At 74.1% G+C, this 15,016-nt stretch carries 6 protein-coding genes; all 6 read right to left on the bottom strand.

Annotation, left to right across the window (positions count from 1 at the left end):
• A partial coding sequence (locus tag C1I98_RS21285) for a non-ribosomal peptide synthetase (protein ID WP_111169192.1) occupies window positions 1–4,704 on the bottom strand: 4,704 nt, incomplete at its 3' end.
• Window positions 4,697–6,895 (bottom strand): lantibiotic dehydratase, encoded by a 2,199-nt coding sequence (locus C1I98_RS21280; RefSeq protein ID WP_111169191.1) that lies wholly within the window; start codon window positions 6,893–6,895, stop codon window positions 4,697–4,699. The genes C1I98_RS21280 and C1I98_RS21285, both read right to left, overlap by 8 nt.
• Window positions 6,892–12,273, bottom strand: coding sequence for a type I polyketide synthase (locus C1I98_RS21275; protein WP_111169190.1), 5,382 nt, complete (start codon window positions 12,271–12,273; stop codon window positions 6,892–6,894). The genes C1I98_RS21280 and C1I98_RS21275 overlap by 4 nt, the downstream gene beginning before the upstream one ends.
• Window positions 12,274–12,318: 45 nt before the next feature.
• Window positions 12,319–13,113, bottom strand: a complete 795-nt coding sequence (locus C1I98_RS21270; RefSeq protein ID WP_111169189.1) for an ABC transporter permease — start codon at window positions 13,111–13,113, stop codon at window positions 12,319–12,321.
• The gene (locus C1I98_RS21265) at window positions 13,110–13,877 is read right to left on the bottom strand and encodes an ABC transporter permease (protein ID WP_111169188.1); all 768 of its coding nucleotides are present in this window, start codon (window positions 13,875–13,877) and stop codon (window positions 13,110–13,112) included. Before C1I98_RS21265 ends, C1I98_RS21270 begins: the two co-directional genes overlap by 4 nt.
• A 1-nt stretch (window position 13,878) precedes the next feature.
• A complete protein-coding gene (locus C1I98_RS21260; protein ID WP_111169187.1) occupies window positions 13,879–14,826 on the bottom strand; it encodes an ABC transporter ATP-binding protein in 948 nt (315 codons plus the stop codon).
• Window positions 14,827–15,016 lie beyond the last annotated feature (190 nt).

Raw genomic sequence — 15,016 nt, 5'->3', positions numbered from 1 at the left:
GGGGTCGGGTTTGCCGTGCGGGTTGAGCGGGATCGCCGCGACCAGCACGATGTCGGCCGGTATGAGTGCCGCGGGAAGCAGGGCGGCGAGATGCCGGCGCACGTCGGCCGTGGTCAACCCCGGTCCGGCCGGTTCCACGTACGCGGTGAGCACCTCGACGCCGATGTCCCCCGGGCCGGTCACCAGGCACTCGCGGACCTGCGGGTGAGTGCGTGTCAGATACTCGATCTCGCCGGGCTCGGCGCGGATGCCGTGCAGGTCGAGCTGCCGATCCAGTCTGCCCCCGAACTCGATCCGGCCGTCGGGCCTGCGGCAGCCCCGGTCGCCCGTGCGATAGCGGCGAACCCGCGGGCCGTCCTGTGGGACGGTGTGGAATCGTCGCGCGGTCGCCAGGTCGTCGCCGAGATAGCCGATGGCGAGGTGCGGGCTGCTCACCACGATCTCCCCGGCGACGTTCACCGGGGCCTCGCGGCCGTCCGGCTCGACGACCAGCAGGCGGGCCTCGCCGTACCCGGTGCCGATGAGGGGCGCGTCGGCGGCGTCCGCCGGGTCGGCGACGGCGACGACCTGAGGTGTCTCGGTGGCGCCGTAGTAGGACTCCAGGCGCGCGTTCGGCAGCATCCGGCGGGTGGCGTGGACGTCGCCGGCTTCGACGGCGGACCCGCCGAAGCCCAGCAGTCGCACGCCGGGGAGCGTAATCCGGGCGGCCTGCGCGGCGCCGCTGTGGACGCGGGCCGTCGCCGGCGTCAGATACAGGACGGTGACGCGTCGGGCGGCCAGCCAGGACACGAGCCGCGCCGGATTCGCCGCCTCCTCGGCGTCGGGGATCAGGAGGGCGGCGCCGCTGGTCAGCGGGACGAGCACTTCGCGCAACAGCGGGTCATGACCGATCCCGGCCAGGAGGGCGAACCGGTCGCCCGGCCCGATCCCATGCTCGGCCCGATGCCGCTCGCTGAACGCGGCCAGCGCCCCCTGTCCCGCCACGATCCCCCGCGGCTCACCGGTACTGCCAGAGGTGAACGCGACATATGCCGCCTCCGGCGCTACCACCCCGGTGGCCGCCGTGCCGGTCGCATTGGCCGGTGGCTCGGTGGGGGGTGTATCGGTGTCGGCGCGGGGGATGCGGGTCAGGGCGCAGCCGTCCGCCGTCGCGCCGGGGGTCGGGCCGGTGGCGTCGATCCATGCGTACGGGCGGCTGCGGGTCACCATTCGGCGCAGTCGGGGCTCGGGCTGGGCCCGGTCGAGCAGGACGAAGGGGGTGCCGGAGCGCAGGGCCGCGAGGATGGCGATGACCAGCCGTGGGGTGCGGTCGGCGAGGATCGCGACGGGGCGGCCAGGTCCCGCGCCCAGGCGTCGCAGTGCCCGGGCCTGGTCGTCCACCGCGTGCTCAAGCCGCCGGTAGGTCCAGTCGGCGGCGCTGGTCCGGAGCGCCGGCAGGTCCGGGTGCGCGGACGCGGCGGCGGTGAACAGCTCGTCGGCCGTCGGCGCGGCATATTCCGGCGCGGGCGCGCGCGGGGGAACCGGCGCGGAGGACATCAGCTCGTCCACCGGCCCGTCCGGCGCGGCGCAGGCGTTCGCGTAAACCTCCTGGCAGTGGCCCGCCAGCGCGGCGACCCGGTCCCTGTCGTAGAGGTCGGCGTCGTACACCAGCTCGACCTCGATGCGGTCCGGATGCTCGATCAGATAGCAGGAAAGATCGAACAACGCGCCCGGCACGGGTGCGCGTATCGCCCGGACGGCGCAACCATCGAGCCGCAGCGGATGCCTTGGGTAGGAGAGCATGTTGCACCAGTACCGGAACAACGGGTTGGCCCCCGGCTGCCTGGGCGGCCGGAGTTCGGCGACCACCCGTGCGAACGGCGCCTCCGCGTGCGACAGGGCGGCGAGCAGCTCTTCGTGGAAGGCGGCGGCGTTGCCGGCGAACGAATCCCCGCCGTCCACCGTGCACGGCACGGCCAGCGAGTTGTTGAAGAATCCGACGCTGCCGGCGCGCTCCGGGTCGGCCCGGCCCGCGACCGGCACCCCCAGCACGAAACCGGACTGCCCCAGATATCGGGCGATGACCGTGGTGAAGCCGGTCGCGAGCACGCTGAACAGGCCGATCCCGCGCGCCCTGGCCAGCGCGCGGAGCGCATCGGTCCTCGCCCGGTCGAGTGTGAACCCCAGCCGTTCCGCGGCGAAGCGCGGCTCGCGGCGGCGCGGCCGCTGCATGGGCAGCGGTCGCGGGACCGGCGCGGCCGACAGCCGCCGCTTCCAGTACTCGACCTGCCGGGCGACCCGTTCCCCTTCCCCGGGCTCGCGCTCGCCCTTGGCGAAGTCGGCCGCCTGGGACGCCGCGGGCAGCTCCGGCTCGCGTCCGGCTGTGATCGCCCGGTACGCCTCCGAAAGGTCCCGGTGCACGATCTCCATCGACCAGCCGTCACTGAACAGGTGATGCGTCACGAGCAGCAGGGCATGCCGCCGGGCGGCGAGCCGGAACAGCCGCACCCGTAGCGGCGGCTCACTGCGCAGATCCCACGCGGCGGTGCTCGTCTCCTGGACGAGCCGCCGCAGTTCGGCCGCCTGCCGCTCGCCGGAGAGCTCGGCCAGGTCGGCGACGTCGAGCGGAACCGGTCCGGCGGGCCCCACCCGCTGCGCGACCGAGGGCCCCACCTCCACCAGCGTGGACCGCAGCGCGGTGTGCCGCTCGCGTACGGCGAGCAGCGCGCGGCCCAGCGCGTCGAGGTCCAGCACGCCGGTGATCTCGTGCAGTGTCGGGATGTGGTAGGCACGGTTGCCCGGGTACATTCGGTGCAGCAGGAGCAGGGCCTCCTGCGCCGCGGACAGCGGGGCCAGCAGCGCGCCGGAACGCGCCGGGGCCGCAGCCCGCCCGAAGATCGCGTTGCGGCCGGCCAGGAACACGGCGAACCGGGCGATGGTCGGATTCGCGTACACGTCCGCGGCCGTGACCTCGGCCCCGGTGTCGCGCCGTACGTGTCCGGCGATGCGGATGGCGGCCAGCGAATGACCTCCCACGTCGAGGAAGTGCGCGTGCGCGCCGCATGCCACGCCGCCGAGCACACGTGCCCAGACCGCCTGGACGTACCTCTCACCGTCGTTCGCCGGACCCCCTTCCCCGGCCTCGGCGAGCGGCGGCGCCTGGCGGGCGAGCCGGGCCCGGTCCAGCTTGCCGTGCGCGGTCACCGGCAGCCGGTCCACGAACGCGATGACGCCGGGCACGAGGTACGGGGGCAGGCGGGCCGTCAGGTGCGCGCGCAGTGTCTCGGCGGCGGCCGCGAGCGGCTCGGCCGGCTCGACGTAGGCGCACAGCAGATCGGGGGCGTCGTGCGGGCAGGTGACGGCCGCCGCGCGGACCGCCCGGTGTTCCTGGAGCACGGCCTCGACCTCGCCGGGCTCGACGCGATGCCCGCGCACCTTGAGCTGGTCGTCGGCCCGGCCGACGAACATCAGCTCGCCGTCGGCCCGGCCGCGCACCAGGTCGCCGGTCCGGTACGCACGCACCCTGCCGGTACCGATGTCGATCCACCTGAACGCGGCGGCGGTCGCCTCGGGAGCACGGTGGTAGCCGTGCGCCACGCCCGCGCCGCTCACGTACAGCTCGCCGACCTCACCCGGCGGCACAGGCCGCAGGTGCGGATCGAGGACATGGACTCGCGAGCCGCCGACCGGCCCGCCGATCGGCGTCCGGCCGAGTGAGCCGGGTGAGCCGTCCGGCGCGGCTTCGGCGGGCACCTCGTAGACGGTCGCGCAGACGTGGGTCTCGGTCGGGCCGTACCCGTTCAGCACCCGCAGCCCGCCGACCGCGACGGCGATGCGGCGCAGCAGCCGCTCCTGGATCGGCTCCACGCCGACCAGCAACCGCCGCAGGCCCAGCCGCCCCGGTTCGGCTTCCGCCCGGTCCGCGAGGTCGGCCAGCAGGAACGGCGGCACGTACGCGCTCGAGACGCACTCCGCCGCGAGCAGGTCCAAGAACCCGGCCGCGTCCGTCCGCACGGCGGGCGGTACGACCAGCAGCTCACCGCCGAGCAGTGCCGAGAAGATCTCGTACACCGAGACGTCGAAGCCCGGCGCGGTCCACCACGTGCACACCGCCCCCAGCGGTACCGGCGCCCGCGCGATGAAGTCGCCGAGCAGGGCCAGGACCCCCCGATGATGGCAGCGCACCCCCTTCGGCCGCCCCGTGGAACCGGACGTGTAAAGGACGTACGCGAGCGCGTCGGCCCCGACGATGTCCGGCTCGGGCGGGACCGGGCCCTCCAGCCTGATCGGCAGGCCCCGGACGCCGTCCGGGAGAGGGACCTCGCCGGCGACGAGACACGCGGCCGGTCCGGCGTCGTCCAGCAGCCGCCCGATGCGGGCCGCCGGCTGCTCGGGGTCCACCGGTAGGAACGCCGCCCCGGCGGCGAGGACCCCGGCCACGCCCGCCACGTACGACACCGACGGCCCGGCGCACACGGCGACGATGTCACCGGGCCGGACTCCGGCCGCCCGCAGGTCGGCGGCGACGGTCCGGGCGGCGTGGTCCAGCTCCCGGTACGTCAGCCGGGTCATCGGGTCGCGGACCGCCGTCAGGTCCGGGGCGAGCCGCGCCCGCGCGGCGATCAGCGCGTAGAGCCCGCCCGACGCGGCGACCCGCTCCGGTGCCGGCCGTTCGCCGCGCCACAGCGCCGCCACGACCTCTTCGGCGACACGCCCGTCAGCCACGGCCCGCCTCCTCGCCCCTTTCCGAAACGGCCTCCCGGACGCAGACGAACCGGAACTCGGCCGTGTACCGGCGTCCGAGGTCGTCGCGGAACCACAGGTCGCCCGGCCCCGGCAGCATCTCGGTGAGCGTCAGGTGCTCGTCCGGGTGCTCGTCCGCCCGCCGGGTGAGCCGATGGGCGAGCACTTCGAGTGACGCGTCGCTTTCGACGTCGACCAGGAACGGTTTTCGTTCGCCCGCGACCGCCGCGAACAGGTGGCGGTGCCGCGCCGAGGTGGCGGCCTCCAGCGCGGCGGCGAGCCGCCGAGGGCCCTGAACCGCGCGGGGCAGCTCCCGCAGCGGCAGCCTCCAGCGTTCCCGGCTCACCACCAGTTCGTCGATGGCGACCCGCGGCTGGTAGGGCGCGGGCGGCAGGACGGCGAACCGCTGCGCCACGGCATGGCTGAGCTGGTCGCCGATGACCTCGGTGAGCCCCGCGACGTACTCACCGGTGACGGTGCGCACCACGGCCGTCTCGCCGTCCAGGTGGACGCGCAACGCGGCGACGGGGATCGTCCGGGCCGCCGCGGGCTGGTAGGGCGGCTCGCCGCCGGTGCCGAGGTAGGTGTCGGAGGCGGGCAGGTGGCAGTCGGGCGGCATCGTCCGGGAGTTCAGGATCGAGCCGCGCAGCCGGTAGAGCGGGACGAACTTGCCCTCGGTGTCGGCGGCGATCCGCGCGTGCAGCGCCGCCCGGTCCGGATGCGCCTGGTCGAAGGGCTGGTGGTCGGTCGCGTTCAGCCCGGCGTGCAGCTCACCGAGCACCGCGAGGTATCGTCCCGCCGCGAGCTCGGCCTGGGAGGCGGCGGCGAACATGACGTCCGGGCTCTGCCAGCGGGCCCGGGTCCAGCGCGGCTCTCCGGCCGCGAACGACGCGGCGGCCCGGCCGAGGAGCGCCGCACTGCGTACTCGTACGGCCGGGCCTTCGGCGGGAGCGCCGAGCAGCGCGCTCCAGCGGCGGGTCAGTTCCGCGGCGACCACGTCGGCGGGACCGGCGGCCCCCGGTACCGACATCGGATCGAGCGCGTTGAGCACCGCCGCGAGGGGCACCCCACCGGCCCGGCGCGCGTGCGCGCCGAACCGCTCGGCCACCAGCCGCTCGTACGCGTCCGCCACCGTGTTGCAGAACCAGAGTGAGGAATCGAGCAGCAGCGTCAGCGGAGCGGTCAACCGGGCCAGCACGCCGGTGCCGAGCCGGACGTCGAGATCGGCCACGCTGTCCTCGTAGACGAGGGTCCGCCCGGCGTAGAACTCCGCGTGGCGGCGGTCGGGATCCTGGCTGGTGAGACCGGTGAAGGCGGTCCGCAGGTCGCGCTGGGCCCGTTCGACCGCCGCGTCGTCGCCCGCCGCCGCCGCGACCTCGTCCCGCGCGGCCACCAGGGCGTCGAGGTCGGCCAGCGCGGCGGCCCGCCGGCGCGTGTCGGAGACCCGGAGCAACTGGCCGCGCAGCGCCCGTTCCGGCGTGACGCCGCGCCGGACGGCGAAGCCGGAGGTCAGGATGCCCATGGCGCGCAGCCGGGCGAGGCGGCGCGCGACATCGCCCGCGGCCTGCGGCCCGTACTCGGCCGCGAGGTCGGCGCCGCTGCGCCGTCCGTCCACGAGCGCGATCAGCCGCAGGTCGTCGCCGGCCGCCCGCAGCAGGCTGCCGTCGGCCAGCATGACTCCGGCCTCCGAGCGGTGCAGCCCCGGCGCGAGATGGACGACGGTCCAGGGGGTCAGCTCGTGCCGCAGTTCCAGCGCGTCCGCGATCGCCTGCACCGCCCACAGCTCGAAGGAGGTGCGCCGGGATCGCGGTGGCCGCCCGGCCGGCGTGATCGCGGTGCCGCCTTCCGACCAGGCGCCCCAGGCCGCCGGGCCGAAGAAGCCGATCGTGTCGTTCTTGGCGCAGTACCGCTGGGCGTAGGACCTGATCGCCCGCCGGAACGCGCGGCGGTCGCTGGGCCGCTCCCGCCCGCGCCCGGACCGCAGCCGGGCGGTGAGCCGGGGGTTCTGCCACGCCAGGGCCTCGCGGAAGAGCGGCTGCGCGCGCAGGTCGCCGTCCGCCAGGGTGAGCCAGTCGAAGGGCAGCCCGGCCGGTCGCACCACGAACGTGTCCCAGATCGTCCAGCCGGGCCCTAGCGGGCGGACCCGCACCGGGCGAACGGCCTCCCCGATCACCGGCCGTCCCCGGTGCCGGGCGCCGACCCCTCCACGAGCAGGGCGAGGTCGCGGATGGTGGTCCGCTCGAACAGGTCGGCGACGGTGATCTCGACGCCCAGCCGCTCACGGATGCTGGACGCGAGGTAGACCACGGTCAGTGACTCGCCGCCCAGGTCGAAGAAGTCGTCGTCGATGCCGATCTCCCGCAGTCCGAGCGCATCGCTCCACAGCTTCACCAGCGCCGTCTCCACCGCGGTGCCCGGGGGCGCGAAGGCGACGCCCTCGGGGCGGGCGGCGTCGCCGGTGCGGGTCCCGGCGGCCGATCCCGCGGCGATCGCGGCCTGGTCGAAGGCGCGGCTGCGCTCGATCCGGGCCGACAGCGGTCCGATCGTGGTGACCACCTGCTGCGCGGGCCAGGTGGCGAGGATCCGCAGGAACAGCGCCTGGCCCTCCACGGTGGCGAGCATGGACCCGGCGCCGGGGGCCGCGCTCACCCGCCGTGGCGCGCTCGCGGCGGGGGCGGTCACGCTCCGGCAGCTGTAGCCGGCGACGATGACGCACGCGTTCCCGGCGTCGTCCACGATGGTGATGTCGGCCTCGATGAACTCCGGGCGGGCCGGATCCGAATGATAGGTCTGCACGGCCCAGCAGTGCCGTGGCAACGGGGCCCGCACCTCGACCGCGCGGTAGGAGAAGGGCAGGTAGATGTGCCCCTCGGGGCTGGGCACCCCGTACGACGCGCGATCCAGCAGCGCGGGATGCACGATGAGGTCCGCGGTGTCGGCCGGCGGGTCGGCGGGCAGGCTCAGCTCGACCAGGCCGCGTTCGCCGTCGGACCAGTAGCCGGTCACGACCTGGAAGTTCGGGCCGAACCGCACCACGCCGTCCTCCGGGGCGGTGCCTCGCTCGGTCAGCCCGGCACGGCAGGCGGCCAGGTCGATGGCGGCGGGCGAGTCCGCGACGCCGAGGTACACCGTCCCCCTGCACTGGACCCTCTCCCCGGCATCCCCGGCATCCCCGGCCTCCCCGTCAGAACGGAAGGCGATGGCGAAGTCCCAGGTGTCGGGCTCGGCGCCGGGGGCGAAGGAGATGCGCCCGATCGTCTCCGCGGACACGAACACCGGGTCGATGAAGAGCACGTCGGCGATCCGGACCGTCGCCTTCCCCCAGGCGTGGCGGGCGCAGGCCGCCACCATCTCCAGCAGGCCGGTACCGGGCAGCGAGCCCGCGTCGTCGATGCGGTGCTCGGCCCACACCCAGTGCGCCTCCGGCCGCAGCAGTACCTCGAACTCCTTGGCGTCATCGTCGTCGCGGGTCATGGCGTCCACCAGCGGATGGCCGACCGGTGCCCGCGAGGCGGCTTGGCGGGCCCGGCTGAACCGCTGGAACGCCTCGGAGCCGCCGGTCTCCGACACCATGCCGACGTCGCGCCAGCCCCACCAGTTGATGGAGACGAAACGCGGCTCGCCGTCGGCATGGGCCGCGGCGAGCGCGTCGAGGTACAGGTTGGCCGCCATGTAGTCGCAGTGGCCGTAGTCGGCGCTGATTGTGACGATGGACGAGAACAGCGCGACGAAGTCCGCCGCCGGGAGGCGACCCTCCTCGGCCAGTTCCGCGAGGACGCTCGCGCCGTCCAGCTTGGCGGCGAACACCGCGTCCGCGGCGCTCTCGTCGTGTACCGCGAGCAACTGCCCGCCCGGCACGCCCGCCGCGTGGACGATGCCGTTGACCTCGCCGAACTCCTTCTCCGCCAGCCTCAGCACCTCGATCACCTGGTCACGATCGCCGACGTCGGCCGCGACCGTCAGGACCTGCCCGCCCGCGGCCTCGACGCGCCGGACTCCGGCGATCCGCCTGCGGGTCCCGGCGTCCGTGCCCGGGCCGTCCAGCAGGGCGGGCCAGCGCTCACGATCCGGCACCGCGGTCCGGCCCACGAGCACCAGCCGGGCCCCGGCGGCCCGGGCCAGCTCCTCGCCGACCGCCAGCCCCAGTCCGCCCAGCCCGCCGGTGATGACATAGACACCCCCCTGACGCAGCGGCGGCGGCCCGACCGGCACCGAAGGCTCAGGGAGGGGAGTGAAGGACTGGACCCAACGGCGGGGGCCCCGGAGGGCGACCCGGTCCGGCGCGTCCTCTGCTCTGACCTCGGCGACCAGGGCGGAGGCCAGACGCGGGACGGACACCGTGGCGGCCACGTCGATCTGGCGGACGGTCACCGACGGTTGCTCGCGCGGCAGCGTCAGCAGCGGGCCGAGGGCGGTCACCGCCGCAGGTGCGGCGGGCTCGCCGTTGACCGACCACACGCGAGCGGTCACGCCGATCACCTCGGCCCCGGACGGGCAGTGCCGTACGAGGGCCTGCGCGACCGCCGCCATCCGCCGGTACACGCGGCGCGCGACCGCGCGCTGATCGAGGTCGTGCGCCCCGGCGTCCAGGCCGTCCAGATGAACGATCCGGTGGATCCGCGCCGAATCGGCCGTCAGCCGCTGCAGGCACCGCTGGACGTCGGCCGGTGAATCCAGATCGAGCGGCGTTCCCTGGCCGGACTCGGCGATGGTGACCGTGGCACCGGCCTCGGCCGCCGCCTCCGCCACCGCGTCCGCGACGTCCCGGGGGCCGCCGACGAGCAGCCAGTGCTCCCCGGTGACGGGACGGGGGGCGGGGCGGAGCTCCTGCCGCCAGGCGGGGACGTACAGGCCGTGCCGCGCCGTGTCCGGCTCGGCCGCGTCATTCGTGCCGGAGTCGGGGTCGGGGTCGGGCTCGATCCAATGCCGGTCGCGCTGGAAGGGATAGGACGGCAGTGCGACGCGCCGCCGTACGCGCGAACGCTCCAGCCGCTCCCAGTCGAGCTCCACGCCGGTGGTCCACAGGCGGGCCGCGGCCTTGAAGAGATCGGCCTCGTCATCGCCCCCGCCCGGCATGCCCGCCACCGGCACACCGCGCGCCCCGGCGTCCAGGAGGTGCCTGCGGACGAAGCCGGTCAGCGCCCTGCCGGGGCCCGCCTCCAGGAAGTGGCCGTGACCGGCGAGCCGCAGCGTGCGCACACCCGCGTCGAAGCGCACCTCGCCGCGCAGTTGCGCGGCCCAGTACGCCGGGCTCGTGGCCTGCCCCGGGGTGATCCACTCGCCGGTCAGGCCGGACACGAACGGTGCCTCCGGCGCCCGCAGGTCCATATCGGCGAGCGCCGTCGCGAACTCCTCCAGTACCGGTTCCATCAGCCGCGAGTGGAACGCGTGCGACGTCCGCAGCGGCGTGCCGGTGATGCCGAGGTCGGCGAGGTCCTCGGCGAAACGGGCGATGGCCTCGCCGGATCCGGCGACGACGCACGCCGCCGGGGAGTTCGCCGCGGCCACCTCGACATCGCCGGGCAGCATCGGCCGCACGGCGTCCGCGTCCAGCGGCAGCGCGAGCATCGTCCCGCGCCCGGTCGCCTGCATGAGCGCGCCGCGCCGCGCGACCGCGCGCAGCGCGTCGGGCAGTGCGAACACGCCCGCCAGGCAGGCCGCCGTGAATTCGCCGACGCTGTGCCCGAGCAGCGCCGCCGGGCGCGCTCCGAGGCTCTCCCACAGGCGGGCGGCGGCGTACTGCGTCACGAAGATCGACGGCTGGGTGATCGCGGTCTCCCGCAGCCGCGCGGCGGCCTGCGCGTCGCCAGGGTCGGCCAGCAGGAGTTCGCGCAGGTCCAGGCCCAGCGTCGGCGCCAGCAGGCCGGCGCACTCGTCCACCGTGTCGCGGTACACCGGGTAGGCCCGGTACAGCCCGCGGCCCATGCCGGGGGTCTGCGCGCCCTGTCCGGGGAACAGCAGCGCGACGCGCGGATCGCCCGGCCCGGCCTCGCCGCTCGCCGCGAAGGGCGAGTCGGGCCCGGCCCGCAGCGCGCTTGCGGCCTCCGTGCGGGTACGGGCCACGACGGCGCGGCGTCGCGCGAACCGTGGCCGGCCCTCCTGCAGCGTGTACGTCACGTGCGGCAGTTCGAGGGAGTCGCCCTCCAGGGCATGCGCGAGTCTGCCGGCCGCCTGCTCCAGCGCCTGCGGCGTCCGGGCCGACACGGGCACGAGCCGCCACACAGGCGGCTTCGGCTCGGCGGGGCGCTGCGCCGCGCGTTCGAGGATGACATGCGCGTTCGTGCCGCCGATGCCGAAGGAGCTGACCGCGGCCCGGCGTACCGCATGCCCGGCGTCCCAGGTGGCCGGTTCGCTGGCCAGTACGAACGGCCCCTCCGCCAGCTTCAGCGCCGGGTTGACCACGTCACAGTTGATGGAGGGCGGGATCAGCCCGGTTTTGAGCGCGTACAGCGCCTTGATCAGCGAAACCGCGCCCGAACCCGCGCCGAGGTGGCCGACGTTGCCCTTGACCGATCCCAGCCGGCAGAACCCCCGGTCGCCGGTGTAGCGGCGGTAGACCGACGTCAGAGCCGCCACCTCGATGGGGTCGCCGACGACGGTGCCCGTGCCGTGCGCCTCCATCATGCCGATCGTGCGGGGGCCGATCCGGGCGTCGGCCAGGGCCGCCTCGATCAGTTCCGCCTGCCCGGCCACTCCCGGCGCGGTGAAACCGGCCCGGCGGTCACCGTCGTTGTTGACGGCCGAGCCGAGCAGCACGCCGTGGATCGTGTCACCGTCGGCGAGCGCGTCCCGCAGCCGCTTGAGCACCACGGTCGCGCCACCGTCGGCGAAGACCGTCCCGGAAGCGCCGGCGTCGAACGGCCGCACATGGCCGTCGGCGGAGTTGATGCCGCCCTCCCGGTACACGTAGCCGCCGCCCAGCGGCAGGTCCACCTGCACCCCGCCCGCGACCACGACGTCGGCCTGACGGGCGCGCAGGCTCTGGACGCCGAGGTGGACGGCGACCAGCGAGGTCGAGCACGCCGTGTAAACCGAGACGCTCGGCCCGGTGTAGCCGAGCTTGTAGGAGACCAGGGGGGCGATGTAGTCGGGACTCGTGCCGATCAGGATGCTCGACTCCCCGACGGCCCTGCGCACGGACCGGTTGCGCAGCACGTGCTCCTGCCCGTAGGTGCCGAGCGCCGATCCGCCGAGTACCGCCACCCGCCCCGGCATCGCCCACGGGTCGTATCCCGCGTGTTCCAGGGCGGTGTAGGAGAGTTCGAGGAAGAGCCGGAACTGCGGGTCGCAGATCTCCGCCTCCCGCCGGGTGAGGCCGAAGAACTCGGCGTCGAACGCGTCGAGTTCCCGCGCGCTCGCGCCGACCGGCCGATAGCCGCGCTCCCGCAGCTTGTGCTCGGGAACGCCGCGCGACCGCATCGCCTCCTCGTCCAGTAACTCGATCGATTCCGTGCCGGCGCAGAGATTGCGCCAGAAGGTGTCGGCGTCGTCGGCCCCCGGCACCCTGGCCGCGAATCCGACGATCGCGATTTCCCTCTCATAGGTGGACATCAATGCTCCTTTTTCGCGGGAGAGGCTTTCTCACCAGGGGCCGGCTCATCCGAGCAGCGCGCCCCCCAGGCGGCGCTCGCGCCGGATGGCCAGGTCGAACACGAGCTTGGCGACCACCGCCCAGGCGACGGTCACCGCGATCTCCCACCCGCACTCGGCCAGCGCGAGCGGCAGATCCATGCCGGGCTCCAGCACCGCGCGCAGGGCCGCCAGCGCGTGTGTGTACGGCATCGCGGACATCACGGTCCGCACGGCGTACGGCAGGGTGTCGAACGGGATGACGAACCCGCCACAGATCATGATGAGGAGGTAGGAGACGTTCAGCGCGAACCAGTGCGCGCCGGCGGCCTTGACGACGATTGCGGCGACCGCGTTGGCGAAGAAGTACGCGGAGGTCGCGCCGAGCGCGATGACCGGCACCGCCAGGAGGATCGCCGCCGGGGACAGTGCCACCCGCAGGATGGTCGCACCCGCCGCCAGGGCGACCACGGACGAGGCGGTGCCGGTCAGCACGGTGTACAGACCGCGCGCCGCGAACGCCGGGAAATAGCCGGTCGGCGAGATCACCACCAGCCCGGCGGTGCCCATGTGGCGGTCGGCCGCGGCCCACACGATGATGGACATCGCCTCCAGCACCGCGATCACCGCGGCACTGCCGATCAGCATGAACCGCACATCGGCGACGCCACCGGCGAGCAGCCCGCTCAGGCCGAAGAAGAGCACCTGCGCCACGACGCGCGTGAGCCAGCCGAACACCCATGACCGCCAGGTGTGGACGGTGCCGAGATCCGACAGGCCGAGACGTACCGACCAGCGCAGGATGCGCAGCGCCCGCCTCATGCCCGCCCCAGCGTCCCGTGCCGGCGGGCCCGGTCGACCAGCCGGGTGAGCAGCATCCGTCCGGCTGCGAAGGTCAGCGCCGAGACGGCGAACAGCCCGAGGATCTGGAGTTCCACCTGCCGGGGGGCCGCCGGATCCAGCGCCGCGCGGAGGAGGTCCGAGCCCCAGGACAGGAAGACCAGCCGCGAGATGGGCTGGACCCACTCCGGCAGCAGCGACACGGGCACGACCAGGCCGCCGAGGATGAAGAACGGATAGGTGAAGGCGACCTGGAGATAGACGACGTTGCGTGCGAGCACGAACAGCGCGGCGATGAGGGTTCCGGCGGCGGCCATGCCGAAGGTGATCAGCACGATCCCGATCAGGAACAGGCCGGGATGCGGCACTTCGACGGCCTCGCCGAAGAACAGCAGCGTGGCGAGCCAGACCTCGGGCACCACCAGCAGGGCCACGGCGGCGATGGTGGTCACCCGCCCCATGACCACCGTGGGGAAGGAGGCCGGGGCCGCCGCGGTGAGCTCGAACGTGCCGAACCGCCGCTCGTTGGCGACGACACCGCCGCTGATCTGGACGCAGAGGTTCCACAGGCAGACCAGCATGGCCCCGAGGGCCGCCTGGGCCGTCAGCTCGGCGTGGCCGCGGGCCCGGACCACCCCGACGAACAACAGGACGAACAGCGGTGCCAGTACGAACGACTGCCGATCGTCCAGCCCGCCGCGCATCGACCACCACTGCAGTCGCGCGGCCGCGCGAAGCGTTCGCATCTCAGGTGTCCCCGCGCGGGCCGAGAAGGTGGACGTACGCCTCTTCCAGATCCGGCAGCGAGGTGCGCACCCGGGTCACGCCCGCGTCCAGGAGCAGGCGCAGCACCGTGGCGGACACGCCGTCGGCGCCGGTCTCCACCCGGACCGAACCGTCGGGGCGGCGCTCGGCCCGAAGGACGCCCGCGACGCCGGCCAGCTCCGCCAGCAGGGCATCGCCGACGTCGTGGGCGTCCACCCGTTCATGCCGGGTGAGAGCGGCCCCGAGCGTGCCCGGGCTCTCCGTGGCGATCACCTTGCCGCCGCCGATCAGCGTGACGCGGTCGCACAGTTGCTCGGCCTCGGCCATGTCGTGGGTGGTCAGCAGGATCGTGCGATCCCGGCGCAGTTCGGAGATCATCGCGCGGAACGTCTTCGCGCCGATCGGGTCGAGCCCGGCGGTCGGCTCGTCCAGCAGAAGCAGGCGCGGATCGGTGATCAGGCCGCGTGCGAGGTGGAGCCGCTGTTTCATGCCGCGGGAGTAGGTCTCGATCCGGTCGTCGGCGCGCTCGGCGAGCCGGAGGCGGTCCAGGAGGTCCGCGGCCCGGCGTCGTGCCACGGTGTCGGCGACGCCGTACAGGGCCGACCAGTACATCAGGAACTCGCGGCCGGTGAGCCGGTAGTACAGGCCGCGCTCGCCGCCCATCACGACGCCGATCAACGGGCGCAGCCGCTTCGCCTCGCGTACGACGTCCAGGCCGAGGACCGCCACTGAGCCCCTGGACGGTGTGAGCACCGTGGAGAGGATCTTGCAGAAGGTCGTCTTCCCGGCCCCGTTCGGGCCGAGCAGGCCGTGCAGCTCGCCTTCGGCGATCTCCAGGTCGACGCCGTCCAGCGCGACGACCTCGCTCGCGGCCCTGCGAAAGAGCCGTCGCCGTCCGGCGTAGGTGCGTCCGAGGCCGCTTACGACCACCGCTCGTCGTGCCGTGCCGCTCTCATCTAACAGTCGTCCCGGGTGGGGGTGAGCTCCCACGTGATGGCTTCCCTTCCGGAGTCGGGCCACCGCTGCCGGACATGGGACGATGTAGGTGAGTGGGTTGTGACAAGCGTGACGATCGTTTTTTTCGGGTTATCGCCGGGGTCAGTGGTCGGCGGCGGGGGCG

Origin of the sequence: Spongiactinospora gelatinilytica (assembly GCF_003236385.1) — a bacterium.
In the GTDB taxonomy this organism is placed as follows: domain Bacteria; phylum Actinomycetota; class Actinomycetes; order Streptosporangiales; family Streptosporangiaceae; genus Spongiactinospora; species Spongiactinospora gelatinilytica.
This window is presented reverse-complemented; position numbering and strand designations above follow the sequence as displayed.